The following is a 23,275-nucleotide window of genomic DNA, read 5'->3' as shown; positions in this document are numbered from 1 at the left end:
CGCGCAACGCGTTCTCCTCCTCGTTGGGAGGGGAACGCCGGCTGGCGGCCCGTGCGGGACGCCTCAGTTCCGGGCTTCCGGCGCATCGTCAACCCCTCGCCGCTGGCGGGCCTCGGCTCGATCGGCGGCCTGACGCTGCAGATCCAGGACCGCAGCGGCGCGGGCAGCGTGAAGCTCGCCCAAGCCGACGACCGCTTCCTGGAGGAGGTGACGAAGCTGCCCTCGATCGGCCGCGCCCTGCCGACGACGAGCTACGGCGTGCCCCTGCAGCGCCTGTTCGACGCGCTCGGCACCTATGTGGGCTCGTCCTTCGTCAACCTCTTCAACCGGTTCGGCTACGTCTACCAAGTCTACGTGCAGAGCGAGGCGAGCGGCCGGCGCACCATCGAGGACGTCGAGCGCCTGACCGTCCACAATGGCCAGGGCAAGCCGGTGCGGCTCGGTTCCCTGGTCCGATCCCGCTTCGTCAGCGGCCCGACCGCGGTCCTCTCCTACACCACCTACCCGGCGATCGAGGTCGCGGTCGACACCGCTCCGGGGGCGAGTTCCGGCACGGTGATCGCGGTGATCGAGCGGCTCGCCGCCGAGAAGCTGCCCTCGGACTACGCCGTCGCCTGGACCGAGGTGGCCTTCCAGGAGAAGATCGCGGGCGGCTACGCGCCGCTGATCGTCGGCCTCGGCGTGCTGATGATCTTCCTGCTGCTCGCCGGGCATTACGAGTCGGTGCGCCTGCCCTTCGTGATCCTGCTCGCGACGCCGGTGGCGATCTTCGAGGCGGTCGGCTTCCTGGCGCTGAGGGGCTCCCGCTCGACATCTTCGGGCAGGTGGGGCTGCTGCTCCTCGTCGGGCTCGCGGCCAAGAACGCGATCCTGCTCGTCGCCTTCGCGGAGGATCTGCGCCGGAACCGGGGCGAGGATCCGCTGAAGGCCGCCCAGGACGCGGCCCGCCTGCGGCTCCGCCCGATCCTGATGACGTCCTTCGCCTTCATCCTCGGCGCGGTATTCCTCGCCATCGCCAGCGGGGCGGGGGCCAATGCCCGCCTCTCGATGGGCACGGTGGCGATCGGGGGGTTTTTGGTGGCGACCCTCGTCACCCTGTTCATCACCCCGACCTTCTACGTCGCCGCCGAGCGGCTGCTCGGTCGGAAGCGGGCGGGAGGCCGGCACGGCGCCGGAGGCGGCGCCGCAGCCGGCGGAGTAGCCTACTCCGCCGCCTGGAAGCCGGAGAGGGGCGCCGTCACCCGGCAGACCACGCCCGCGGGCTCGAAGGCGAGGGCGACCTCGCCGCCGACCGCGCCGGCCAAGCCCCGCTCGATCAGGCGGGAGCCGAACCCCTTCCGCGAGGGGGGCGAGACCGGCGGGCCGCCGCTCTCTGTCCAGGCCATCCGGACGAGCGGCTCCGCGCCGTCGGCCGCGATGTCCCACTCCACGGCGACCCGGCCTTCGGGGACGGACAGCGCGCCGTACTTCGCGGCGTTGGTGGCGAGCTCGTGCATCATCAGGCTGAGCGAGAGCGCCGCCCGCGGGCCGACCTCGACCGCGGGTCCCCGGACGGCGAAACGGCCAGGCTGGCGATCGTCGTGCAGCGAGAGGGCGCCCGCGATCACCGCGTCGATCCCCGCGCTCTCGCGCTCGCCGGTGAGCAGGAGATCGTGAGCCTTTCCGAGGGCGATCAGGCGGGCCGCGAGGGCCTCCTTCGCCGTCTCGAAATCGGGCGCGTTGCGCAGGGTCTGCGCGGCAATGGCCTGAACCATGGCCAGCGTGTTCTTGAGCCGGTGGCTCAGCTCTCGGTTGAGAAGGCGCTGCTGGTCCTCGGCCTGGAGGCGGCCGAGCGAACCCCAGACCCGATCAGCCACGTCGCGCGCGAAGGTAACCTCCGCCGGGACCCAATCCCGCGCCGTCGGCGCGTAGACGTAGAGCACGCCGCCGAGGCTGCCCCGCTGGACGAGGGGGATCTTGAGGAGGCTGCGCGCGCCCAGCATCGCGTAGGCCTCAGCCTCCTGGGCCAAGCGCGGATCGGCCGCGATGTCGGCCACCGCCAGGACCTCCCCCCGCCGCAGGGCCTGCAGCGTGCGGGGAAAGCCGGCGAGGGAGCGGGCGCCCGGATCGGCGGGCGAGGGCCAGCGCGCGACCGCGCGGTAGCTGCCGTCCGGCAGGTCGATGTCGCAGAAGCCGGTCTCGGCCACCCCGAGCGTCCGCCCGAGGATGCCCACAGCCTCTGCCAGCATGGATTCGCGGGTGGGGGCATCGCGCAGGACGTCGCCGAGCACGATCAGGGCTGCCTGGCACACGTCAGCGACGCGCTCCTGCGTGATATCCTCGATCATCGCCGTCGTCTGGATCGCGTCGCCGAGAACCTGCGAGACGAGGTTCACCCGCCCCCAGATCAGGCGCCCGTCGGCACGCCGGTAGCGCTTCTCCAGGGTCTCCTGCATGATCTCGCCGTTGGCGAGGCGCCGGTGCAGGGCGTCGCGGGCGACGGAATCCTCCTCGGGCGTCCACTTCGCCACGGAATGGCCGACGATGTCCTCCGGCTCCGCGCCCCAGATCCGGCAGAGCTTGGCGTTGACCCGCAGCGCCGTGAGGCTGCGGGGATCGAGTTGCACGATGCCGACATTGGCGCCCTCGAACACGGCCCGGAACTGCGCCTCGCTCCGGTTGCGCTCGGTCATGTCGAGCATCGCGCCGATCATGCGCAGGGGCTCGCCCTGCGGCCCACGGACCATGTAGCCGCGGTCGAGCACCTCCGCGTAGCTGCCGTCGGCCTGCAGGAAGCGGTACTCGTGGCTCCACTCGCTCTCCGCCCCGTCGATCACGGCGCGAATGTCGGCATGGACCTGTGTTCGGTCATCCGGGTGGACGTGGTCGATCCACCACGCGCCGGTCGGCTCGACCTGCTCCGGCGCCCAGCCATAGGCCGTCTGGAGCGCCTCGTTCCAGAGGACGTGATCGGCGACGAGGTCCCAGTCCCAGATCGCGTCGTTGGTGGCGCGGGTGACGAGCTGGTAGCGGTCCCGCGTCGCCTGCAGGGCGAGTTCGGCCTCCTTGCGGGCCGTGATGTCGAGGACGGTGCCGACGATGCGCGTCGCCCGCCCCCCCGACACGACGAGGCGGCCCCGGGCGGCGAGCCAGCGCAGCGCCCCGTCGGGCCCGACGACCCGATACTCGCTTTCGAAGACGCCGCGCCCCATCGGGTCGAGGGCAGCCTGTAGGGCGGCCTCGACCCGAGCCCGGTCGTCCGGGTGAAGGCGGGCAAGGAAGGTGCCGGCGTAGCTCACCGGCTCGCCCGCGCCGACCCCGAACAGGGCGCGGGTGCGCCCGTCCCATTCGAGGTGGTCCGCCACGAGGTCGTAATCGTAGATGCCGATGCCGGTCGCCTCAATGGCGAGCCGCATCAGGAGCGCGCTCTCGCCGAGGCGGATCGCACTCGCGTTGCTGATCTCCTGCGTCTCGTGGCGGCGCCGGATATCGTCCTCGCGTCGGGACACGGTCCGGCGCAGCTCGATCAACGCCGTGACCTGGCGGCCGAGCGCGCGCAAGCCCGCCTCTTGGCCCGGCGTCAGCCCTCGGGGTCGCGGCGCCTTGTCGAGGACGCAGAGGGTGCCGAGGCCCAGGCCCTCCGGCGTGTCGAGACGCACGCCGGCGTAGAAGCGGAGGGCCTGCGCGCCGGTGACCAGCGGATTCTCGCGGGTGCGGGGATCGGCGCTGAGATCCGGGATGACGAGAAGCCCGGGCCCGGCAAGGGCATGAACGCAGACCGAACTGTCGAGCCCGGTCTCGCAGGCCTCGAACCCGACCCGCGCCTTGAACCATTGCCGGTCCGCCGCGACGAGGCTGACGAGGGCGACGGGCGCCGCGCAGAGCTCGCTCGCGACCAGCACGATGTCGTCGAAACCGGCCTCCGGCGGGGTATCGAGGATGTGGTAGCGCGCAAGGGCGGCGAGCCGTTCCTCGGCGGCGCTCGACTCGGCAGCGTTTCGGTCGGCGTCTCTCATCGGGGGGAGATGGGGAGGGTCCGGGCGGGCTCAGGCAAGGGGGTGCGGGCAGCCGCTCATGTCCGGACGACCGAGGCCCGCACCGTCCCGGTCGGCCTAACTTTCGATTGTGCGCAATTCAAGGCATCCCCGTGGATCCGATCCCTCATCGGTCGGCCTTCTCGGTCATCGAGGCCAGGGCGAGCGAGCGCGCCTCTCGGGCATCCTCGGGCGGCCGGACCTTCAGGAGATGTCCCTTCGGCCCGTAGACGGCGCCGAGCACGGTCTCGAAGTGGCGCTTGACGTTGCCGTGACACTCGCAGGCGGCGTTTTCCAGGCTCGTCCGGTTCAGGATGGTGATGCGCCCGCGCCCGACCTCGATCAGCCCCTGCTGCTGGAGCGTGCGCCGGATCCGGGTGAGGTAGGTTCGCTGCACGCCGAGCATCGCGGCGAGCAATTCGTGCGTGATCGGCAGGGTATCGGCGCCGATCCGATCCTGCAGGGTGAGGAGCCAGCGCAGGCAGCGCGCCTCGATTGGATGGAGGGCGTTGCAGGCGACCGACTGCAGAACCTGCGCCAGAAGGCAATCGGAATAGCGGGTGAACAGGTTGCGCAGCGTCGCCGAGCGGCGCTTGGCCTCCTGCAGCCGGGTCGCCTCCATGCGCAGCACGGGACCGCCGATCTGCACCACGGCGTGGGTCGAGGCGGGCAGGCAGCCGTTGCTGACGACGCCGCCAACCGCACCCTCGCGGCCGATCGTGGCCGTCTCGGCGCTGCGGCCATCCTGCATCGCGATCACCAGGGTGGCGACCGTCTGCTCGCAGGGGAACGAGATGGCGGACACGGCGCTGCCCGCCGAGAACAGGGTGTCGCCCTTGGCATAATGATGGCGCTCAAGGTGCGGCCCGAGCAGCGCACGATCGTCATCGTGCAGCGCCTTGAGAAGAAGATTGCCTTCGAAGAGGGAGTCGAACGCCGACGACATAGGCTACGCTGCTGGAACGAGTGCTTACGCATGTTCCCTACAGCAGCGTTTCAGGCTTAGTCTGTCTACTTGTAGACAGACCACTGAACAATTTCGCGGTGCCGCGCGGCAGGGCTGGCGGGGATGCGCCCCGGCCTCGCGGGACGCAGGCGTGTCGCTACTTTCCGGAGCAGAGACCCTGTGCCGTCAGGCTGCGATGCTCGCGCGGATCGCAATCGGTCGCGAGGAAGGAAGCCCACTCGGCGGGCGTCCCGTAGAACGCGTTGCGGTCCACGTCGCCGCGCACGCCGGGCACCCGGCCCGTCGAGGTGAATTGCCAGAGCATCCACTTGCGGTTGGCGAAGCGCTGCTCGGGCTCGGCAGCCGTCGAGCGGACCCAATGGGGATAGTCGGGCAGTTCGTCTTCCAGCACGTCCTTGTGGAAGGTGATGTCGGTGTAGATGATCGGCCGCTTGCCCGTGTAGCGCTCCATCTCGGCGAGCATGAAGCGGATCATGCCGAGCGCCTGCGCCTTCGGCAGACGGCGCGGGCAGGTCTGCGAGTGGCCGTTCCACTCGACGTCGAGCACCGGGGGCAGGGCGGAGGGGTCGTTCGGGACGTTGCGCTTGAACCACTCCATCTGGTCCTGCGCGGAGCGGCACCAGTAGACGAAGTGGTAGGCGCCCCGAGGCACGCCGGCCCGGGCGGCCCCGTCCCAATTCTCACGGAAGCGCTCGTCAACGTGGTCGCCGCCCTCCGTCGCCTTGATGAAGGCGAACTGGGTGCCGGCGCCGCGCACGGACGCCCAGTCGACCGGCCCCTGCCAGCGGGAGATGTCGATGCCCTGGACCGGGTGGCGCTTGGCCCGGGCGACGCCCGGATGGGGCTTCGCGTCGCCCTTGGTGGGATAGAAATCAGTGTTGGCGGCGCAGGCGGCGAGGCTCGCGAGGAGGCCGGCGGCGAGCACCCGCTTCGCGCCGGCGCGCCAGCGGGCCAAGGGGCCGCGCGGAGCGTCAGCTGTCAGGGAGGTCCCGTTCCACTGCGACATCGATGCCCGGCCCATCGTCCTATGCGCCACAATCACGGGTATTCGATGCCCCTTGCGCGGTTAACAGACCTTTGCGGTCATTGCGGCGGAATTCCGGAAGTCGTTGCAGGCCGGTGACATGGAGGCCCGCCGGCGCCGCGGGACCGCCCCTGGCGCGACCGGCCGCTCGCCTTAAGTTGCAGCCGCGCCTCGCGTTTCGAAGGATGGTGCCGTTGAGCAAGATCCTGTTTACCATCGGCTACGAAGGCCTCGACCCGGAGCGGCTGCGGGCGGCGCTGAAGGAGGCCGAGATCGGCCTCCTCGCCGATGTCCGTGCGGTGGCGAACTCGCGCAAGCGCGGCTTCTCGAAGGGCGCCCTTCGTGCCGGGCTGGAGGAGGCGGGGCTCGGCTACGCCCATCTGCGGGAGCTCGGAACGCCGAAGGCCGGCCGCGAGGCCGCGCGCGCGCACGACGCCGCGCTGATGCGGCGGATCTACTGCGAGGAGGTGCTCGACACCGCCGACGGGGGCCTCGCCCTCGAGGCGCTGGCCGAGATGGCGGCCCGGCAGCCCGTCTGCCTGCTCTGCTTCGAGCGCGACCCCGAGCGCTGCCACCGGCGCGTCCTCGCCGAGCGCCTCGCAGGCCACGGCTTCGCCGTGGTCGACCTGTTCGGCTGAGACGCGCCTCAGCGCCCGCCGTCGAATCCGAGGGAGAAGCGCGGCCGGGCCTGGAGCGCGCGGAGGGTCTCGGCCCACAGGACCCGCCAGCCGCGCAGGCGGCGCTCCAGGCGCGCCCAGTTGGCGCGCAGGAGATCGGTCGCGGCAGGAGGACGGATCGCGGCGGCCCGGGGCAGGGCGCGCAGGGGCTCCGGCGCCGCCACGGGCACGTAGATCGCTTCGAAGAAGGAGAGCTCGAAGGCCTCCGCCCCCTCGGCATCGGTGACGACCATGGCCGCGTTGAGGAGGCGCGGCTCGCCCCCGTGCTGGGAGACGAGGGCGCGCACGATGGTGCGTGCGGCCGCCCGCGCCGCCTCGGCGTCGGGCAGGCACTGCCCGGTGCGCTCCGGCAGATAGGCGTCATCGAGGCGGATGTTGAAGAAGAAGCGGGGCATGGCAGGCTCTCCCGGTTCGTCTGGGGCGCAAGGCCCGCGCGGGCCGCCCCTCGTCGGAGGATCGGAACGTCCGCCGCTCAAGCGGCTTCGGCACCCTCGGTGGCCGGACGTGCGGGAGCTTTCGGGCTGAAGGCGTCGGCCAGCCTGTTGAGGCGCTGGGCCATGTCCCGCACCTCGTTGAGGGCGATGGCTTTCTGGCCTTCCTTCACCGCGCGGGTGATGTCGCTGATCTGCGTCGTGGCGATGCGTTTCAGCTCCGCGGCGAGCTGGTCTTTCGTCAGCATTCAGGATCCCGTGGCTGGTCCCTCGGCCGCTTCACCCGGCCGGGCTCGTGCGCGGACCTTGCCTCCGCGCGCGTTACCAGCCGGTTTCGACCCGGGGATCGCCGGACCCGGAACGGCCGCTCACCCGAACAGGTACATCAACCCGGGCACGCACGCCGCGCCGGTCGCGAGGCCGAGCATCCAGCGCTCCGTTCGGTAGCCGGCGATGGCGCGCAGCCGACGCGCGGTGAGATCGGCCCGAAGTTGGCGGCCGTTCACGCAGGAGCAGAGGAGGCGGTGAGCCTGTCCCTCCCGCAGCCCGAAGAAGCGGCGGGCTTCGCCGTAGGTATCGTTCATCAGGCCGCTCGCGCGCAGGAGCGGATCGGCAAGGGCGAGGCCGACCGGCGAATTCTCCGAACGCAGGGTGCCCCGGCGCGGCCAGGGGACCAGTTCGACTTCGGGCAAGGTCGCGAAGACGCGGTGCGGATCGCGCTCCAGGATCTCGGCCCACCGCTCCAGGCGCGCGCGGCGCGTGGCGAGGAGAGGGGGCTGAGACGTGACCTCCGCGACGGCCTGAAGCCGATCGACACCCCTGTGTTCCATGGCGAGCCTCCCGTTGGGTCGGGCCCGGGCCAGCGGGCCCGAATGCCCGAAACCGGGAGACTCCGCCCGGCAACGCGGAACCGCCTTCACTTTGTTTAAGAGCGGCAGGCCGGGGACCACAGCACGGGCGATCTGTCGCCGGGTCCCTCGATCAAGCGCGCGCGTCCGCCAGATCGTCCGAATCGAGGTCGACCATCGCGTCGGGCGCACCGTCCCGGTCGAAGCGCCGGCTCGCTGCCGCCTCGACCACCTCCCGGCAGCGGCCGTAGAGGACGAGGGGATCGGCGGCATCGCCGCCGAGCCGGGCCCGCAACGCGGCGATCGGCACGCGTCCCGCGACGATGCGCTGGCCGTCCGTCATCGAGAAGCGGATGTGCTCGGAAGTGGCCCGGTCGATATGCGGGTCGTCGAAGCGATTGTGGGAGAGCGGCATGCGGCCTCCGGCGTCGACACGGTTAACACAACCTTTCAAGTGAGCGCGGGCGCGAGCAGTCAAGCATTCGCACGAAACAGTACGAATCTCCACCGTCAGGGCGCTCCGCACGTCGCTAATACCTCCCATCATCGATTGCGGCCGCCTGTTGCCATCCAGCAACAGAAACGCCGCCAAGCCCGCTTCGAAGGTCAATTCAGAGCGGGAATGATCAGACAACACATCAGATGGCGAGACGTCGCTGATGCAATTCCACCAGATCCGGGATGACCAACACAGGGCGATGCCGCGACACAAGCAGGGCATGGAAAACAGAAAAATTCCGCCCCTGCAACGGAATTGGGGCGGCTAATCCTATCGTATTCAAGATAATATCGGCATGCGGAGGGCATTTCCATAGTCGAAATGCGTCGAATCGCGGTGTTGTGGAGGGAATTTCAGCACAGCTCCTAGGCTTTTAACCACAGGTTGTAATATTAACCGCACATTAAGGTTTCCGGGACGTTGAATGGCCCAGAAGACAATCTAGGGTTATCAAATGTTGGACATTTTTCGTTCAAAAGTTGGATCGGCCGGACGTCGTGGCGGGCAGGGCGGAAGCCCGAAACCGATCTCGCTCCTTGCCTGTTCCGTCAGTGCCCTCGCCCTCATCCCCACGGATGCCAGCGCCCAGGCGCCGGGGCTGATCGACGTCTGTGCAGGGCTCGGCGTGCGTCTGCCGCAACTCCAGAGCGTGGGAGCGGTCACGCCGGGGCTCCCCCTCGGGCTCAACACCGTCCTGGATGGGCTTGTGAACGGGCTGAACCAGAACGTGGTCGCGCCCCTCTCCGACGTCACGCTGCGCGTCGGGGTTCTCGACGCGAACGGCAATCTGGCGAGCGTGGCGAGCCCCGGCGGATGCAACCTCCGCGCGTCCACTCTCTCCCTCGACGCGAGCAGGGGTGTCGCGATCGGCGCCGGCCGCGTCAGCGGGCTCGGCAACCTCACGGCGATCGCGCCGAGCGCGGGCGCCGTGAGCGCCGTCGCGATCGGGGACGGGGCCGTCACGGCGGTGGGAAGCCACGATGCCCTGGCCCTGGGAAACGGCGCCGCGGTGACCGGGGGCGGCGGCATCGCGCTCGGCCTTCGCGGCCGCGTCGAGGGCGATGACGGGATGGCGATGGGCACCGACGCCGCGGCGACGAGCCCCGGAGCGGTCGCGCTCGGCGCGCGCAGCACGGCGACCGTCGCGGGCGCGGTCGCCCTCGGCGCGGGCACGATCGCGAACCGGGTCGCCCTCGGCGGTGGCTCGGAAGCGTTCACCGGCACAATCGTGACGTCGACGAGCGGCGCGGTCTCCGTGGGCGCGGTCGGCGCCGAGCGCCAGATCACGAACGTGGCGGGAGGCACGCTGCCGACCGATGCCGTCAACCTGCGACAGCTCGCGAGCGTCGGCGGCAACCTCGCCGCCTCGCTCGGGGGTGGAGCGGCCTTCGATCCGACGACTGGGCGCTACACGCCGCCGACCTTCACGGTGCAGGGGACGGGCTACGCCACCGTCTCCGGCGCGATCGGCGCCCTCGACGGGAGGATCGGCGCGAACGCGGCGGCGATCACGACGCTCGGAACGGATCTCGGCAGCCTGCGCAGCGGCCTCGACGGCGGCACGATCGGCCTCGTCCGGCAGGATCCGGCAAGCCGCACCCTCACGGTCGGTGCGGGCACGGACGGCACCACGCTGAATATCGCCGGCACGGCCGGCAACCGCCGGGTGACGGGCCTGTCGGCCGGCCTCGGCGCGAGCGATGCCGTGACCCTGGCCCAACTCGACGCGGCGGTGACCGTCTTCGGCTCCGGCCTCGCCAGCCGGCCGGTCGCGGCGACCAACGAGTCGGGCCGCCTGCCGGCCGCGGCCACCGGCACCGACGCCCTCGCCCTCGGCTTCGGAACGACCGCCGCGGCTGCCCATTCGGTGGCGCTCGGCAACGGCTCGGTGGCGGCCGAGGCCGGCACGGTCTCGGTCGGCACGTCCGGTGCGGAGCGGCGGATCGTCCACGTCTCCGCGGGCACGCTGGCGGTCGGCTCGGCCGATGCCGTCACGGGCGGCCAGCTCTTCGCGACCAACCAGCAGCTCGCCCAGCAGGGGGCGGACACGGCACGGGTGAGCGTCGCGCTCGGACATCTCGGCACCGCCGTCGCGGCAAGCCTCGGCGGCGGCAGCCGCTATGATGCGATGGCGGGCACCTGGAGCGCGCCGGATTACCGGATCCGCGGCAGTTCCTACGCGGATGTCGGCAGCGCCCTCGGGGCCGTCGACCTCGCCCTGGTCCGGACCGCGAGCGGCCTGGACGCCGTCGCCCAGCAGGTCGCGAGCCTCCAGAGCAGCAGCGTCGGGGGCGCTACCGGCGGCGGGACCGGCCTCGTGCAGCAGCCCGCTCCCGGCGCGCCGGTCGCGATCGGGCGAGGCACGGGCGGGAGTTCCGTCGACGTCTCGGGCACCGAGGGCCCTCGCCGCATCAGCGGCGTGGCGAGCGGGGTCGCGCCGAGCGATGCAGCCACGGTCGGGCAACTCGGTCAGACGGCACAGGCCTTCGAGGCGCGATTGAAGGATTTTCCCGTGCGCGGCAACAACTCGCGCGGGGCCGCGGCGCCGAGCGCCTCGGGCCGGGATGCCTATGCCAGCGGCTACGGGGCGGCGGCTTCGGGCACCGGCAGCGTCGCGGTCGGCTCCGACGCCACCGCACACGGCCTGGAGACGACCGGGCTCGGAACGGACAGCGCGGCGACGGCCGATCGCAGCACGGCGATCGGGGCCCGCAGCGTGGCGAGCGGGACGGACAGCGCCGCCTTCGGCCAGGGCAGCCTCGCGGCGGCGATGGGAGCGACCGCGATCGGCACCGGCAGCCAGGCGACCTGGGAGGGCGCGACCGCGATCGGTACGGGCGCGCGGGCCGTCGCCGATCCGACCACGGCGGTCGGATACCAGGCGCTTGCGGGCGGCAACGAGGCCTCGGCCTTCGGCGCCTACGCGAGCGCCACGGGCGACGATTCCACCGCGCTCGGCCGTTCGGCCACGGCGAGTGCGGCCGGCGCCACCGCCGTCGGCGTCGGGGCGAGCGCGCAAGGGGCGGACAGTCTCTCCCTCGGCCGGGGCGCCCGCGCCAGCCAAGCGAACGCGATCGCGATCGGCGCGGGCGTCGCCACCACGCGGGCCGGGCAGGTCGCGGTCGGGAGCGAGCGCAGCACCTATACGTTGGCGGGCCTCGGGACGGCCGCCAGCCGCGCGGCGCAGACCGGGGCGACGCGGTTCGTGACGGCGGACGCCAACGGCAACCTCGCCCTCGCGGAGTCCGGCCCCGCCAACCTCGCAGGCCTCCAGAACCAGATCGGGGCGCTCGGGGCACAGATCAACGGCCTCGGCCAGTACGCGGCGGCGAGCCGGCGCGAGGCCCGACAGGGCATCGCGGCCGCGATGGCGTCCACCGCCGCCTCGATGCCGTCCCAGCCCGGCCGCACGACCTGGGCCCTCAACGGCGCCACCTTCCGCGGCGAATGGGCCGGCGGCCTCGCCCTCGCCCACCGCCTCGACACGTCGATCCCGATCGCCCTGACGGCAGGCTACAGCTACAGCCAGAGCAGCTCTCAGGGGGTGCGGGCCGGGCTGGCGGGGGAGTTCTAGGGTCCCTGCCGGGGCACCATGGCCTGGGTTCGCTCGGCGAACCGGGCGAAGCGCTCGGCGCAGACCCATGCGCGCAAGCGCGATCGGATGAGTCCATCGTCCACGGTCGGGCCGGATCACGCGCCCCGATCACGCTCGGTCTCGCGGACCGAACTCCTCAGCGTTTCACCAGGCTAACATGGGAGTCTTTATTTCGCAGGTAGCTCCGCCCTCTCAGGAGCTGGAACCTCGCGCAAACCCGTCCCAAGACATCACCTGACCACACCTCGCAAATCGGTCTCCAGACCGCACTCAGCGAAGCTTCGAAGGATCCGAAGATGAGAGGAGAAACACCAACAAAATCAAGTTGGTGCGGCCAAGAGGACTCGAACCTCCACCCCTCGCGGGACTAGCACCTCAAGCTAGCGCGTCTACCAATTCCGCCATGGCCGCATCGGCGCCCGTGAGGGGCCGGGCTCCCGGTTCGTCCGGTCCGCGGGGCGGGCCGTTTCTCGGGGAGCGGCGCAGCGGATAACAGATCGAATCCGCCCCGACAAGCGCCGCGTTGCAATCAGACCGGCTCCAGATCCGTCTCGATGAGCGGAACCGCCCCCTCGCCGATGCTGACGCCGGGCGTGCGGATCACCTCGGCCTTGCGGATCAGTTCGGTGACCTCGACGGAGATGCGGTTGCCCGTCACCACGATCTGGCCGCGGGCGATCGGGTGGTCGTTGGCGAGGATCTCGACCATATCGGTCTCGGTCGACTCGAGTTCGATCACCGCGCCGCGTCCCATGCGCAGCAGCATGTGCAGCGGCATGTGGCTGCGCCCGAGCACGACCGTGAGATCGACCTTGAGATCTTCGAGAACCGCCACGCGACGCACGCCCCGCACTGCCGGCGACGGCCGGCTCGGAGCCGACTGTCCACGCATCATGGTGAAGTCTTGGTAAACGACGCCGTCTCCCGCCTCGCCACAGCGCCCGACGCCTTCCGGCCGCGGCCCGGTTCGCCGCCGGTGGCGTGGCGGGTGAGCGAGGATCTCGTCGCCTACGAGGCTGCGGTCGCCGAGATGGAGGCGCTGGCCGAGGCGATCCGAAGCGGAGCCGCGCCCGAATGCGTCTGGCTCCTCGAGCACCCGCCGCTCTACACGGCGGGCACCTCGGCGCGAGAGGCGGACCTCGTCGAGCCCGAGCGCTTTCCCGTCCATCGCACGGGGCGGGGGGGGCAGTTCACCTATCACGGGCCCGGCCAGCGCGTGGCCTACGTGATGCTCGATCTCGCGCGCCGACGCACGGACCTGCGCGCCTACGTCGCCGCGCTCGAAGCCTGGATCATCGCGACGCTTCAGGCCTTCAACGTGCGTGGCGAGCGCCGGGAGGACCGGGTCGGTGTCTGGGTGCGCAGGCCCGGGAAGGGGGAGGGCGCCGAGGACAAGATCGCGGCGATCGGCATCCGGGTGCGGCGCTGGGTGAGCTTCCACGGCATCAGCCTCAACGTGGAGCCGGATCTCTCGCATTTCTCGGGCATCGTCCCCTGCGGCATCCGCGGCCACGGGGTGACGAGCCTCGTCGATCTCGGCCACCTCGTCAGCCTGCCCGAAGTCGACATGCAGTTGCGCGCCGCCTTCGAGACGATCTTCGGCGAGACCGTGCTCGTGCCCTGATCCGGGTCAGATCACGGGCACGCCGCGCTGCTTGGCGTGATCGCCGGGCTCCACGTGGATGACGACGACAGCCCCCTCGATGGCGCCCTCGATCGCACTCTCCAGGCGGTCGCAGATGGCGTGGGAATCGGCCACCGTCATCTCGCCCGGCACCACGAGGTGGAAGTCGATGAAGGTCGCCTGGCCCGCGTGGCGGGTGCGCACGTCGTGGGCCTCCAGCGCGCCGGCGCCATGGGTCGAGATGAGGGCGCGGATCTGCTCGACCATCTCCGGGGGCGCGGCCCGGTCCATCAGGCCGTCGATCGATTCGCGCACCATGCCCCAGCCCGACCAGAGGATGTTGAGGGCGACGAGCCCGGCCACGATGGGATCGAGCACGAGGTAGCCCGTGGCGGCCACGAGGGCGACGCCGACGAGGACGCCCACCGAGGTGAACACGTCGGCGAGGACGTGCCGGGCATCCGCCACGAGGGCGGGCGAGCGCCAGGCCCGGCCCCGCCGCATCAGGCCGGCCGCCCAGGCCGCGTTGATCAGGGTGGCGAGCCCGTTGACGGCGAGGCCGAGCGCGGGCGCGTCGAGGGCCTTCGGCGCCAGGATGCCGTGGTAGGATTCGCGCAGGATCAGGAGCGCCGCCACGATGATGAGCGCACCCTCGATCACCGCGGAGAAGTACTCGGCCTTGTGGTGGCCGTAGGGATGGTCGGCGTCGGGCGGCGCCGCGGCGACCCGCAGTGCCACGAAGGCGCAGCCCGCCGCCACCACGTTGATGATGCTCTCCAGCGCGTCGGAGTAGAGCGCGAGGCTCCCCGTCAGCCAGAAGGCGCCGAACTTGAGGGCCGTGACGAGGGCGCCGACGCCGACGCCGGCGAGGGCGGCTTTCTGGGTGCGTTCCATGGGGGGTTTCAGCGAGGGGATTTGGCGAGGGCGTCCGCCCGGCCGTTGTCCGCCCGCACATAGGCCGGGGACGGCCCGCAAGGCCACGGCAAAGGTGTTAGCCGCAGCTATAGGCGTCCGCGACCCTTCTCATGCGCCCTCGGACGCGGCGTCCCCGCCGCCCCGCGCGGCCTCGCGGACCCGGCTGCGATCGGCCTGGGCCCGGGCCTGCACCGCCTTGCGCCGGTAGCGCCGCGCCATCCAGCCGAACCGCGCCTGCTCGGCGAGGGCATCGAGGCGGGCCGCCTCCCGATCCCAGTAGCCGACGAGTTGCGCATCGAGCGTCTGACGGATCCGCCGCCTGATCTTGCCGTCCTGCACGGTTCGTCTCCACCTCCAGTGAGGCGCGCATGGTGAACCGGCGCGCGGCGCGGTCAAGCCTTGAGCCGGCCTCGGTGGCCGGCCGGTCCGAGGTGAGGGCAGCCGGCAGCAGGTCAGCCGTGCCACGCGCCGCATTGATCGGAGCGCGCGAAGCGTGCACTTCAGCGCCCCATGCGTGTGGACCTGTTCGATTTCGAGCTGCCGGAGGCGCGCATCGCGCTGCGGCCCGCCCACCCGCGCGATGCCGGGCGCCTCCTCGTCGTGCGCCCCGGCGGCCACCCGTCCCTGGAGGACAGGGCGGTGCGCGACCTGCCGGGCCTGCTGCGGCCGGGCGACGCCCTCGTCTTCAACGACACGCGGGTGATCCCAGCCCGTCTCCAGGCGCTCCGCACCCGGCCCGGCGCCGCAGGCCTGAAGACGGAGGTGATGCTGCACCTGCGCGAGGCGCCGGACCGCTGGCGCGCCTTCGCGCGGCCGGCCAAGCGCCTTGCCCCGGGCGACGTCCTGCGCTTCGGCGATCACTGGGAGGGCGCACCCTGCGAGCTCGGCGGGCTCACCGCGACTCTCGTCGAGAAGGGGGAGGGCGGGGAGATCGTGCTCCGCTTCGATCTCGCCGGCCCCATCCTCGACGAGCGCATCGCCGCCCTCGGCACCCTGCCGCTGCCCCCCTACATCGCGGGCAAGCGCCCAGCCGACGCGCGTGACGCCACAGATTACCAGACCGTCTACGCGGCCGAGCCGGGTGCCGTCGCCGCCCCGACCGCGGGGCTACACTTCTCGGAGGATCTCCTCGCCGGAATCGACGCGGCCGGCCTCTCCCGCCACAGGGTCACCCTGCATGTGGGCGCCGGCACCTTCCTGCCCGTGAAGGCCGACGACACCGCCGATCATCGCATGCACGCCGAGATCGGCCGGCTCGACGCGGAGACGGCCGAGGCCCTCAACGCAGTGCGGGCCCGGGGCGGGCGGATCGTGGCGGTGGGCACCACGGCGTTGCGGCTCCTGGAGAGCGCGGCCGATGCGGACGGCAGGCTGCGCGCCTTCGAGGGGCCGACCGACATCTTCATCACGCCCGGCATCCCCGTGCGCGCGGTCGACGCCTTGATGACGAACTTCCACCTGCCGCGCTCGACCCTGTTCATGCTGGTCTCGGCTTTCTCGGGACTGGAGACCATGCGGGCGGCCTACGCCCACGCGATCGAGGCGGGCTACCGCTTCTACTCCTACGGCGATTCGAGCCTGCTCTTCCCGGACGGACGCACCTGATGCAAGACCCGACCCCGCAGGATCCGCGCCCGACCGAGTTCACCTTCCGCGTCGACGCCGCCGACGGCCATGCCCGCACCGGCGCCATCGCCCTGCCGCGAGGCACCATCCGGACGCCGGCCTTCATGCCGGTCGGCACGGCCGCGACCGTCAAGGCGATGTACCCGGAGCAGGTGCGCGATTTGGGCGCCGACGTCGTGCTCGGCAACACCTATCACCTGATGCTGCGCCCCGGCCCCGAACGGATGGCCCGCCTGGGAGGCCTGCACCGTTTCATGCGCTGGGACGGGCCGATCCTCACCGAGTCCGGGGGCTTCCAGGTGATGTCGCTGTCGAGCCTGCGCAAGCTCGACGAGCAGGGCGTCACCTTCCGCTCGCATGTCGACGGCACCGCGCACCACATGAGCCCGGAACGCTCGATCGAGATCCAGGGGCTGCTCGGCTCCGACATCCAGATGCAGCTCGACGAGTGCGTGCGCCTGCCGGCCGAGCCGGAGGCGATCGAGCGGGCAATGCACCTGTCGCTGCGCTGGGCCGAGCGCTGCCGAAGCGCCTTCGGCGAGCAGCCGGGCAAGGCGATGTTCGGCATCGTGCAGGGCGGCGATGTGCCGGCTCTGCGCGTCGAGAGCGCCCGGGCGCTCGTCGGCCTCGACCTCAAGGGCTACGCGATCGGGGGGCTCGCGGTCGGCGAGCCGCAGGCGGTGATGCTCGCCATGATCGAGGCGGTGGAGCCGCACCTGCCTTCGGCCAAGCCCCGCTACCTGATGGGCGTCGGCACGCCGGACGACCTCCTGCGCTCGGTCGAGCGTGGGATCGATATGTTCGACTGCGTGATGCCGACCCGGGCCGGGCGGCACGGTCTCGCCTATACCCGCCACGGCCGGGTCAACCTGCGCAACGCCCGCCACGCCGAGGATGCGCGCCCCCTCGACGAAACCTCCGCCTGCCCGGCCGCCCGCGACTATTCCCGGGCCTACCTGCACCACCTCGTCCGCTCGGACGAGATCCTCGGCATGATGCTGCTGACCTGGAACAACCTCGCCTATTACCAGGAGCTGATGGCGGGCATGCGCGCGGCGATCCGGGCCGGGCGGCTCGCCGACTTCGCGGGCGAGACCCGCGAGACCTGGGCGCGGGCCGAGATGGAGCGCGCGTCCGGTCGGGAATCGGCGTAGGGCGGCCGCTCAGGCTGCGCGGGCGGTCGGGCGGGTGGCGAGGAAGGGCGCGAGGTCCGAGGCGGGCAGGGGCCTGCTGAACAGGAAGCCCTGCGCCTCCTCGCAGTCGAGGCCACGCACGAAGGCGAGTTGCTCCTGCGTCTCGATGCCCTCGACGGTGATGGCGGCCCCGAGATCCGCGGCCAGCGCTCGGACGGCGCGCACGATGGCCACGTTTTCCGGTCGGCCGATCTCGCGGATGAAGGAGCGGTCGATCTTGATCCGGTCGAACGGGAACAGGCGCAGGTAGCTGAGCGACGAGTGGCCCGTGCCGAAATCATCGAGCGCGACGCGCACGCCCATCCTGCGCAGGCGGTGGAGGCAGGCGACGACCGCCTCGCTGTCGCTCATCAGGACCGATTCGGTGATCTCGAGCTCGAGCCGATGCGGGGCGAGGCCCGAGACGGCGAGGGCGAGGGTGACGACCTCCTCCAGGCTGCCGCGGGCGAACTGCACGGCCGAGACGTTGACGGCGACGCGGATCTCCTCCGGCCAGACGGCGGCCTCCCGGCAGGCCTCGCGCAGCACCCAGGCCCCGAGTCTCGTGATGAGACCCGTCTCCTCGGCGATGGGGATGAAGGTGTCGGGCGGCACGGAGCCCCGCTGCGGATGCGGCCAGCGCAGGAGCGCCTCGAACCCTCCGACCCCGTCGCGCCTCAGGTCCATGACCGGCTGGTAGTGAAGGCGCAGGTCGCCCGTCTGCACCGCGTCGCGCAATTCGAGCTGGAGCAGGTTCCTGGCAGCCGCCAGCGCATCCATGCCCGTCTCGTAGAAGCGGTACGTGTTCCGCCCGGCGGCCTTGGCCCGGTAGAGGGCGATGTCGGCGTTGCGGAACAACGTGTCGGAATCGGCTCCGTCGCGCGGCCCGACCGCGATGCCGACGCTGACCCCGACATGGGCGAGATGTCCGTCGATCTCGAGGGGCTGGCCGACCGCCTCGATGAGGCGCTCGGCCAGCCCCTCGATCGGGCGTCCGTCCCCCGTCCCGGCGAGGGCGACGACGAACTCGTCGCCGCCGAGCCGGGCGATCATGCCGCTGCCGCGCAGCACGCCCCGCAGGCGTTCGGCCACGGTCCTCAGCAGCGCGTCGCCCGCCGGGTGACCAAACGTGTCGTTGATCGCCTTGAAGCGGTCGAGGTCGAGGCAGAGCACGGCCGTCGCACCGTTCGCCGCGAGCGCGCGCTCCAGGTGAGCGCCGAAGGCGGCCCGGTTCGGCAATCCGGTGAGCGCGTCGTGGTGCGCCATGTGGAGGATGCTGTCCTCGATCCGGCGCCGCTCGGTCACGTCCTCGACGGTGGAGACCCAGCCCCCGGTCGGCAAAGCGCGCGTGGTGACCGCGATCGTTCGGCCCTGGCGCGTGAGGTCCCGGGACAGCGGGATCGCCGCGCCCGCCGGCCTGAACGGGCGCAGCGGACGCGCGCCCGGCTCGCCGGATCCCACGCCTTCGTCCCGGATGAGGCGCCGCAGGATGGCGGAAAGCGGCGTGCCCCGCTGGGTCAGGGCGGCGTCGAGGACGAGGATCTCCCGGAAGCGGGCGTTGCAGAGGATCAGCCGGCGGCGTGCGTCGACGAGGCACAGGCCCTGCGACATGTGCGCGAGGGCGAGGTCGAGATTGGCGGAGGTCTCCTCAAGCCGTTCCGCCTGCAGACGGCGCTCGGTGCAGTCGCGGGTGATCTTCGCGAAGCCGAGCAGGCGACCGTCCTCGCCGTGGATCGCCTCGATCACGACGTGCGCCCAGAAGCGGCTGCCGTCCTTGCGGACGCGCCACCCCTCCGCCTCGAAGCGCCCCGTGCGGCGGGCCGTCTCCAGCCCCTGATGCGGCACGCCCCGGGATCGCTCCTCCTCTCCGTAGAAGCAGGAGAAGTGCCGGCCCACGATCTCGTGGGCCCGATACCCCTTGGCTCGCTCAGCCCCGGCGTTCCAGTTGCTGATCACCCCCTGCGGATCAAGCATGTAAATCGCGTAGTCCGTCACGCCCTGAACCAGAAGGCGGTACATCAGGTTGGCATCGACGGCGTCGGGCGCGGCCATGTGGAGGGGTCCTCGAACTGCCGCCATGAGACGATCAACAGGCAGAACGACAGGTTAAAGGGGGATCGGTGCGGCTCGTGTTTCTCGCTCGGACTTGCCCGAAATGTGATCAGTCCCGATCAACCTAAGGACAGTTTCGGTGCATCTGCCGCGACGCCGAGATCATCGCCCGACGCGAAGTGCCGGGACGGGCCGGTTGACCCCTCGAAGCCGCTCCCCTATTGCGAGCCACGCTTCCCCGGACGCGGCCCGACAGCCACGCCCATGGCGGATGCGAGCGCGTAGCTCAGCTGGTAGAGCAACGGACTTTTAATCTGTAGGTCCTGGGTTCGAGTCCCAGCGCGCTCACCAAATATCTTCATTTAATCAGCGATTTACTTGATCTCTGGCCTGCCCGAGCCAGCACGGTGTGTGCATTTTCGGACCTGGTGTGTGCATTCACCTCCTGGAAGCGCCCTCGCCGAACAGGTTGCGACGCGTCTCGACCCAGCCCTCCTCGAGCTTGCGCATCATGTTCCGGGCGAGCCGGCGCTTGTTCACGTCGCGGCTGTAATGCCGCACCATCTGCTCCGACATCTCGACGATCGCCGACACCTCGGCCTCGGTGCCCCCAGCCTCCAGCAGCATGTTCACGGCATTCTTGCGCAGCCCATGGAAGACGAGGCCGGCCTCGCGCAGCCGCGCCATCGCGGCCTTCTTCGCGGCCGGGGCTGATGTCGGCGTGCCCTTCGCGTTCACGCTGGTGAAGTCGCGCTGCCAGGCCGTGCGGTAGGCCGCCAGCGTCCACGGCTCGCCGTCCTCGCGCAGGTGCAGGGCAGGGTGGTCGAGATGCGTCCGGGTTAGGATCTCGCGGTACTCGGAGTGGATCGGCACGAAAACCTTCTTGCCGGTCTTGCGAGCGACGAGCTCGATCGCGTTGGCGCCAGCAGCCGGGCGCACCATCGGCACCACGTCGACCGAGCGTTGCCCGGTGTAGAGCGCCGAGTAGACCGGCAGCTGGAGGGCTGGCCGCGCATGCTCAAAGAAGAGCTCGAAGGCCCAGTCCGGCCAGGGCTCGTGCGGCTCGACCTCGTGCTCGACCTTCTCGGTGCCAGCCACGACGTTCACGGTGGCGAAGCCGCGCGGCACCCCGAATCCGATCAGCTTGGACAACACGGCGCGGAAGTAGCGCGCGACCGAGGGCGTGCTCTGGAAGCTGTCGATCGCCTCCTGGGCATCCACCGCGGTCAGCGCCGCAACCGGCTCGTCGCCCCAGATCCGCACGATCTCGCGGAGGTGCCGGTCGTAGTCCCGCTTCGTCAGGTCGGCGAGGTCGATGTAGGCCTTGTGCGCGGTGTACGCCTCGACGAGCGCGCCGAACGTCTTCCGGTCTTCTCCATCTCGCGAGGCATCACGCTTCTCGACGTCGTCGATGGCGGACCAGAACTCAGGCGTCTTGGGCGAGGGCAGGGGGTACAGGCGTCCGCTCGGCCCACGCCAGGACCAGCTCCACTCACCGTTCTCCTGGCCCGCCTCCAGCGCTTCGCACTGCTTGCAGCGCTGCCAGAATTCCTGGGTCTGCGGATCGAAGGGGATGGGGATCGTAGGCCACGCCCATTCGCGGCCGCGGTGGCGGGTGTAGCTGTAATAGTGCCGTCCGATCTTGTTCGGCCGGCTCCAGACGTACCTAGGCAGCTCGACCGCCCCGACGCGCTTCCTGCTCCTCACGGAACTTCGCTCCCAGGCTCTTGGCCGGTGGCGCCGGCTCGGGCGGCAGAGTTGCAGCAAGCTCCGGGAAGAGGGAAGCATGCCTGCGGTGCCGCCAGCGGTCGACGGCCTCGAGGTCGTACATGCCGGTGTCTGGATCCGGCATGGGGAATCCGCGCGCCAGCAGTCGCGGCAGGCACTCGCGGAACTGCGCCTCGGACAGGTGCATCCGGCGCGCCACCTTCTCCGGAGGCACATCGCCGGGATCCACCTTGAAGCGGATGTCAGTGGGCTTCGGAGGTCCGCTACGCGTCATCCCTCTCCCCCTGATTCCAGATCAGCGCGCGCAGCCGCTTGATCGCGTCCTCCAGGCGTTTCTCGGCCTCAATCGCTTCATCGACGGACTCAGCCGCGACCGCCCCGGCTCTGGCGTCATGGGCCTGCACGGCCTCCCGAGCTGCTGCGCGGAGATCTTCAGTCGCTGCCGCCTCGATGCGGGCCCAGATCGCCTGCGCCTCCGGCTCGAGGTTCGCCCAGGCCGACGCGACGCCGCGCGGACCGAGCTTCTGCCCGGCGAAGCGCATCTCGTAGGTCGTGCGGCCGGGTTCGTTACGCTCAGCCACGCCGCGCCTCCTGTTCAGTATTAACTGTGGGGCGATCACGCAGCCGATGCGTAAAATCCTGCTCTCGCCAACGAAGCCGTCTTAACGGGAGGCTTCGAAGCTGCTGTCGCGCACGGCAACAGCGGGACGGCAGATGCAGGATCGTCGAATTGAGGAACGGCGCCGGGTGGACGAGCCCGGCTTCATTGCCCTCGACGAGCACAGCTCCATGGGTTGCATCGTCTACGACGTCTCGAATATCGGCGTTCGCGTGACCATGCTGGAAACCAAGCAGGTCCCAGACGTCTTCTTCCTTTCGTCGCCGAGCCTCGGCCCTGGTCGGGTCTGCAGAACCGCTTGGCGAAAGGCCGACGAGATCGGTGCATTTTTCGCTCAAACCCCGGCTTAGCCGGTCATCTTCGCGAAGTGCACCGCTGCTCGCGGAGCATCGACCAGTGTTAGGGCGCGTCATGCCACGGCTCCGATGTCGAGGACATCGAGGTGCTGGATGGGCGCGAAGAGCATCAGGGGGCATCCACCTTTGGCGAGGAGAGCGCACGCAGCTTCCTGTACACTTTCAGACATACTTAACCTGTGATTAGGTAACGAAGCGGCTGGGGCCACTTGGAGTCGCGCGATGTTCGTCGAGCGCCGTAAGGCACCGCGCCGGAATGCCTTCAAGCTCGGGTCGATTTTCTTTCACGAAAAACCGCACCGGCTCGACTGCCTGATCTGGAATCTCTCGGACTTCGGCGCATTGATCGAAGTCGAGCCTGACACACGCCCGCCAATCCGCTTCCGAATGACGGTGGCCGCCCTGCACCTAGACTGCAACGCCATGCAAATCTGGCGCGATGGGCGGAAGATCGGCGTCGCATTCGTGCTCTGAGATCGGCGCATCGCACATGCGCTGGTGAACGCAAAAAAATCAGACAGGACGAGCAGATCTATGTTCGCAGAGCGTCGCAAAGAACAAAGAGCCGAATGTTTCAGCTCTGGTGAGCTTCTCTTCGGCGAGGCGGCGTGTACCCCATGTCTTGTCTGGAACATGTCGGAGGCAGGAGCTCTGATCGAGGTAGAACCGCCAAGCAGCCCGCCCGATGCGTTTGATCTGGTTGTCCACGCTGACGGACTTGTTCGGAGCTGCCTGGTGGTGCGGCGGACTGGGCAACGGCTGGGCGTGGCTTTCACGATCTGAAAGCAGCGCGGCGCAAAGCCTAGAAATTGACGGTTCGGCTGCCGCCTCACGATCGCGCTCTCTTCTAGGCGGATGGCGGTGCAATGCAGCAACCGTTTGCTAATGCGCGGCCGAATAAGCTCGCCTCCGCAGTCGCGGGGCGGGATCGATATGGAAGACAAACGGTCAGAGACGCGCCGGCGGGCATTGATCCCAGGCAAGATCCTCTTGCTAGGTGGTGGAGTGATCGACTGTGTACTGCGCGACCGCTCGCCTTCTGGTGCTCGCCTTAAAGTGGTGAGCGTGATCGGCATCCCCGACGCCTTCACACTGGAGATTCCCGGAACGGGAGAAACGCGTGCGGCGCG

Annotated in this window: 23 protein-coding genes, 2 tRNA genes and 1 pseudogene; 11 read left to right on the top strand and 15 right to left on the bottom strand. The window is 70.3% G+C overall.

Going from position 1 to position 23,275, the window contains the following annotated elements; genetic code table 11:
• Positions 1-51 precede the first annotated feature (51 nt).
• Positions 52-1,064 (top strand): annotated as a pseudogene (locus E1J50_RS13140) (efflux RND transporter permease subunit); the annotation flags it as partial.
• A gap of 137 nt (positions 1,065-1,201) precedes the next feature.
• Here E1J50_RS13140 and E1J50_RS13135 read toward each other — a convergent pair.
• The 3 genes from E1J50_RS13135 to E1J50_RS13125 form a co-directional block, all read right to left on the bottom strand.
• Positions 1,202-3,994 carry a PAS domain-containing protein gene (locus E1J50_RS13135; RefSeq protein ID WP_132254293.1) on the bottom strand — a complete coding sequence of 931 codons (2,793 nt, stop codon included), beginning with the start codon at positions 3,992-3,994 and terminating at the stop codon, positions 1,202-1,204.
• Between the two features lie 145 nt (positions 3,995-4,139).
• Positions 4,140-4,958, bottom strand: a complete 819-nt coding sequence (locus E1J50_RS13130; RefSeq protein ID WP_132254292.1) for a Crp/Fnr family transcriptional regulator — start codon at positions 4,956-4,958, stop codon at positions 4,140-4,142.
• Positions 4,959-5,115: 157 nt separating this feature from the next.
• The gene (locus E1J50_RS13125; protein ID WP_132254291.1) at positions 5,116-5,985 is read right to left on the bottom strand and encodes a glycoside hydrolase family 25 protein; all 870 of its coding nucleotides are present in this window, start codon (positions 5,983-5,985) and stop codon (positions 5,116-5,118) included.
• Positions 5,986-6,197: 212 nt separating this feature from the next.
• Between E1J50_RS13125 and E1J50_RS13120 the strand changes: the two genes are divergently transcribed.
• Complete coding sequence (locus E1J50_RS13120; RefSeq protein WP_132254290.1) at positions 6,198-6,641, top strand: DUF488 domain-containing protein; 444 nt, start codon at positions 6,198-6,200, stop codon at positions 6,639-6,641.
• Positions 6,642-6,649: 8 nt separating this feature from the next.
• On the opposite strand, the gene E1J50_RS13115 is transcribed toward E1J50_RS13120, so the two are convergent.
• The 4 genes from E1J50_RS13115 to E1J50_RS13100 form a co-directional block, all read right to left on the bottom strand.
• Positions 6,650-7,075 (bottom strand): DUF6894 family protein, encoded by a 426-nt coding sequence (locus E1J50_RS13115; RefSeq protein WP_207919204.1) that lies wholly within the window; start codon positions 7,073-7,075, stop codon positions 6,650-6,652.
• Between the two features lie 77 nt (positions 7,076-7,152).
• A complete protein-coding gene (locus E1J50_RS13110; protein ID WP_132254289.1) occupies positions 7,153-7,359 on the bottom strand; it encodes a hypothetical protein in 207 nt (68 codons plus the stop codon).
• Between the two features lie 120 nt (positions 7,360-7,479).
• Positions 7,480-7,941 (bottom strand): hypothetical protein, encoded by a 462-nt coding sequence (locus tag E1J50_RS13105; RefSeq protein ID WP_132254288.1) that lies wholly within the window; start codon positions 7,939-7,941, stop codon positions 7,480-7,482.
• A 151-nt stretch (positions 7,942-8,092) separates the two neighbouring features.
• Positions 8,093-8,374 (bottom strand): DUF1488 family protein, encoded by a 282-nt coding sequence (locus tag E1J50_RS13100; RefSeq protein WP_132254287.1) that lies wholly within the window; start codon positions 8,372-8,374, stop codon positions 8,093-8,095.
• Positions 8,375-8,912: 538 nt separating this feature from the next.
• On the opposite strand from E1J50_RS13100, the gene E1J50_RS13095 reads away from it, so the two are divergent.
• Positions 8,913-12,032: a hypothetical protein gene (locus E1J50_RS13095; protein ID WP_132254286.1), complete on the top strand. Its 3,120-nt coding sequence runs from the start codon at positions 8,913-8,915 to the stop codon at positions 12,030-12,032.
• Between the two features lie 347 nt (positions 12,033-12,379).
• Here E1J50_RS13095 and E1J50_RS13090 read toward each other — a convergent pair.
• Positions 12,380-12,464, bottom strand: a tRNA-Leu gene (locus tag E1J50_RS13090).
• Positions 12,465-12,582: 118 nt separating this feature from the next.
• A complete protein-coding gene (locus E1J50_RS13085; protein ID WP_132254285.1) occupies positions 12,583-12,888 on the bottom strand; it encodes a FliM/FliN family flagellar motor switch protein in 306 nt (101 codons plus the stop codon).
• Positions 12,889-12,957: 69 nt separating this feature from the next.
• On the opposite strand from E1J50_RS13085, the gene lipB reads away from it, so the two are divergent.
• Complete coding sequence (gene lipB, locus E1J50_RS13080) at positions 12,958-13,677, top strand: lipoyl(octanoyl) transferase LipB (RefSeq protein ID WP_132254284.1); 720 nt, start codon at positions 12,958-12,960, stop codon at positions 13,675-13,677.
• Positions 13,678-13,683: 6 nt separating this feature from the next.
• On the opposite strand, the gene E1J50_RS13075 is transcribed toward lipB, so the two are convergent.
• Entirely contained in the window at positions 13,684-14,571 is an 888-nt protein-coding gene (locus tag E1J50_RS13075) for a cation diffusion facilitator family transporter (RefSeq protein ID WP_132254283.1), read from the bottom strand.
• Between the two features lie 129 nt (positions 14,572-14,700).
• Complete coding sequence (locus E1J50_RS13070) at positions 14,701-14,931, bottom strand: hypothetical protein (RefSeq protein ID WP_132254282.1); 231 nt, start codon at positions 14,929-14,931, stop codon at positions 14,701-14,703.
• Between the two features lie 171 nt (positions 14,932-15,102).
• On the opposite strand from E1J50_RS13070, the gene queA reads away from it, so the two are divergent.
• The gene (gene queA, locus E1J50_RS13065) at positions 15,103-16,197 is read left to right on the top strand and encodes a tRNA preQ1(34) S-adenosylmethionine ribosyltransferase-isomerase QueA (RefSeq protein ID WP_132254281.1); all 1,095 of its coding nucleotides are present in this window, start codon (positions 15,103-15,105) and stop codon (positions 16,195-16,197) included.
• A complete protein-coding gene (gene tgt / locus E1J50_RS13060) occupies positions 16,197-17,372 on the top strand; it encodes a tRNA guanosine(34) transglycosylase Tgt (protein WP_132254280.1) in 1,176 nt (391 codons plus the stop codon). The genes queA and tgt overlap by 1 nt, the downstream gene beginning before the upstream one ends.
• Positions 17,373-17,381: 9 nt before the next feature.
• On the opposite strand, the gene E1J50_RS13055 is transcribed toward tgt, so the two are convergent.
• A complete protein-coding gene (locus E1J50_RS13055; protein ID WP_165937853.1) occupies positions 17,382-19,442 on the bottom strand; it encodes a putative bifunctional diguanylate cyclase/phosphodiesterase in 2,061 nt (686 codons plus the stop codon).
• A 275-nt stretch (positions 19,443-19,717) separates the two neighbouring features.
• Between E1J50_RS13055 and E1J50_RS13050 the strand changes: the two genes are divergently transcribed.
• A tRNA-Lys gene (locus E1J50_RS13050) sits at positions 19,718-19,793 on the top strand.
• 87 nt (positions 19,794-19,880) lie between these two features.
• On the opposite strand, the gene E1J50_RS13045 is transcribed toward E1J50_RS13050, so the two are convergent.
• The 3 genes from E1J50_RS13045 to E1J50_RS13035 are packed head-to-tail and all read right to left on the bottom strand — an operon-like array spanning position 19,881 to position 21,751.
• Complete coding sequence (locus E1J50_RS13045) at positions 19,881-21,149, bottom strand: site-specific integrase (protein WP_132254278.1); 1,269 nt, start codon at positions 21,147-21,149, stop codon at positions 19,881-19,883.
• Positions 21,109-21,444 carry a hypothetical protein gene (locus E1J50_RS13040; protein ID WP_132254277.1) on the bottom strand — a complete coding sequence of 112 codons (336 nt, stop codon included), beginning with the start codon at positions 21,442-21,444 and terminating at the stop codon, positions 21,109-21,111. The genes E1J50_RS13045 and E1J50_RS13040 overlap by 41 nt, the downstream gene beginning before the upstream one ends.
• Positions 21,434-21,751: a hypothetical protein gene (locus tag E1J50_RS13035; RefSeq protein WP_132254276.1), complete on the bottom strand. Its 318-nt coding sequence runs from the start codon at positions 21,749-21,751 to the stop codon at positions 21,434-21,436. Before E1J50_RS13035 ends, E1J50_RS13040 begins: the two co-directional genes overlap by 11 nt.
• A gap of 166 nt (positions 21,752-21,917) precedes the next feature.
• Here E1J50_RS13035 and E1J50_RS13030 point away from each other — a divergent pair, with 166 nt between their 5' ends.
• The 4 genes from E1J50_RS13030 to E1J50_RS27820 form a co-directional block, all read left to right on the top strand.
• Positions 21,918-22,139, top strand: a complete 222-nt coding sequence (locus E1J50_RS13030; RefSeq protein ID WP_245516565.1) for a PilZ domain-containing protein — start codon at positions 21,918-21,920, stop codon at positions 22,137-22,139.
• Positions 22,140-22,367: 228 nt separating this feature from the next.
• Positions 22,368-22,619 carry a pilus assembly protein PilZ gene (locus tag E1J50_RS13025; protein ID WP_132254274.1) on the top strand — a complete coding sequence of 84 codons (252 nt, stop codon included), beginning with the start codon at positions 22,368-22,370 and terminating at the stop codon, positions 22,617-22,619.
• 60 nt (positions 22,620-22,679) lie between these two features.
• A complete protein-coding gene (locus E1J50_RS28530; protein ID WP_425374931.1) occupies positions 22,680-22,928 on the top strand; it encodes a PilZ domain-containing protein in 249 nt (82 codons plus the stop codon).
• A 150-nt stretch (positions 22,929-23,078) separates the two neighbouring features.
• Positions 23,079-23,275 (top strand): PilZ domain-containing protein (locus E1J50_RS27820; protein WP_207919203.1); only part of this gene is annotated, 197 nt, incomplete at its 3' end.

It is taken from the genome of Methylobacterium segetis, from assembly GCF_004348265.1.
GTDB classification, from domain to species: domain Bacteria; phylum Pseudomonadota; class Alphaproteobacteria; order Rhizobiales; family Beijerinckiaceae; genus Methylobacterium; species Methylobacterium segetis.
Note: the sequence above shows the minus strand (reverse complement) of the source record. Positions and strands in the feature narration are given on the sequence as shown.

Bases quoted from the DNA above. Each gene is read 5' to 3' on its own strand.
- E1J50_RS13135 (WP_132254293.1), bottom strand. From the start codon at position 3,994: ATGAGAGACGCCGACCGAAACGCTGCCGAGTCGAGCGCCGCCGAGGAA.
- E1J50_RS13130 (WP_132254292.1), bottom strand. From the start codon at position 4,958: ATGTCGTCGGCGTTCGACTCCCTCTTCGAAGGCAATCTTCTTCTCAAG.
- E1J50_RS13125 (WP_132254291.1), bottom strand. From the start codon at position 5,985: ATGTCGCAGTGGAACGGGACCTCCCTGACAGCTGACGCTCCGCGCGGC.
- E1J50_RS13115 (WP_207919204.1), bottom strand. From the start codon at position 7,075: ATGCCCCGCTTCTTCTTCAACATCCGCCTCGATGACGCCTATCTGCCG.
- E1J50_RS13110 (WP_132254289.1), bottom strand. From the start codon at position 7,359: ATGCTGACGAAAGACCAGCTCGCCGCGGAGCTGAAACGCATCGCCACG.
- E1J50_RS13105 (WP_132254288.1), bottom strand. From the start codon at position 7,941: ATGGAACACAGGGGTGTCGATCGGCTTCAGGCCGTCGCGGAGGTCACG.
- E1J50_RS13100 (WP_132254287.1), bottom strand. From the start codon at position 8,374: ATGCCGCTCTCCCACAATCGCTTCGACGACCCGCATATCGACCGGGCC.
- E1J50_RS13095 (WP_132254286.1), top strand. From the start codon at position 8,913: ATGTTGGACATTTTTCGTTCAAAAGTTGGATCGGCCGGACGTCGTGGC.
- E1J50_RS13075 (WP_132254283.1), bottom strand. From the start codon at position 14,571: ATGGAACGCACCCAGAAAGCCGCCCTCGCCGGCGTCGGCGTCGGCGCC.
- queA (WP_132254281.1), top strand. From the start codon at position 15,103: ATGCGTGTGGACCTGTTCGATTTCGAGCTGCCGGAGGCGCGCATCGCG.
- tgt (WP_132254280.1), top strand. From the start codon at position 16,197: ATGCAAGACCCGACCCCGCAGGATCCGCGCCCGACCGAGTTCACCTTC.
- E1J50_RS13055 (WP_165937853.1), bottom strand. From the start codon at position 19,442: ATGGCCGCGCCCGACGCCGTCGATGCCAACCTGATGTACCGCCTTCTG.
- E1J50_RS13040 (WP_132254277.1), bottom strand. From the start codon at position 21,444: ATGACGCGTAGCGGACCTCCGAAGCCCACTGACATCCGCTTCAAGGTG.
- E1J50_RS13025 (WP_132254274.1), top strand. From the start codon at position 22,368: ATGTTCGTCGAGCGCCGTAAGGCACCGCGCCGGAATGCCTTCAAGCTC.
- E1J50_RS28530 (WP_425374931.1), top strand. From the start codon at position 22,680: ATGTTCGCAGAGCGTCGCAAAGAACAAAGAGCCGAATGTTTCAGCTCT.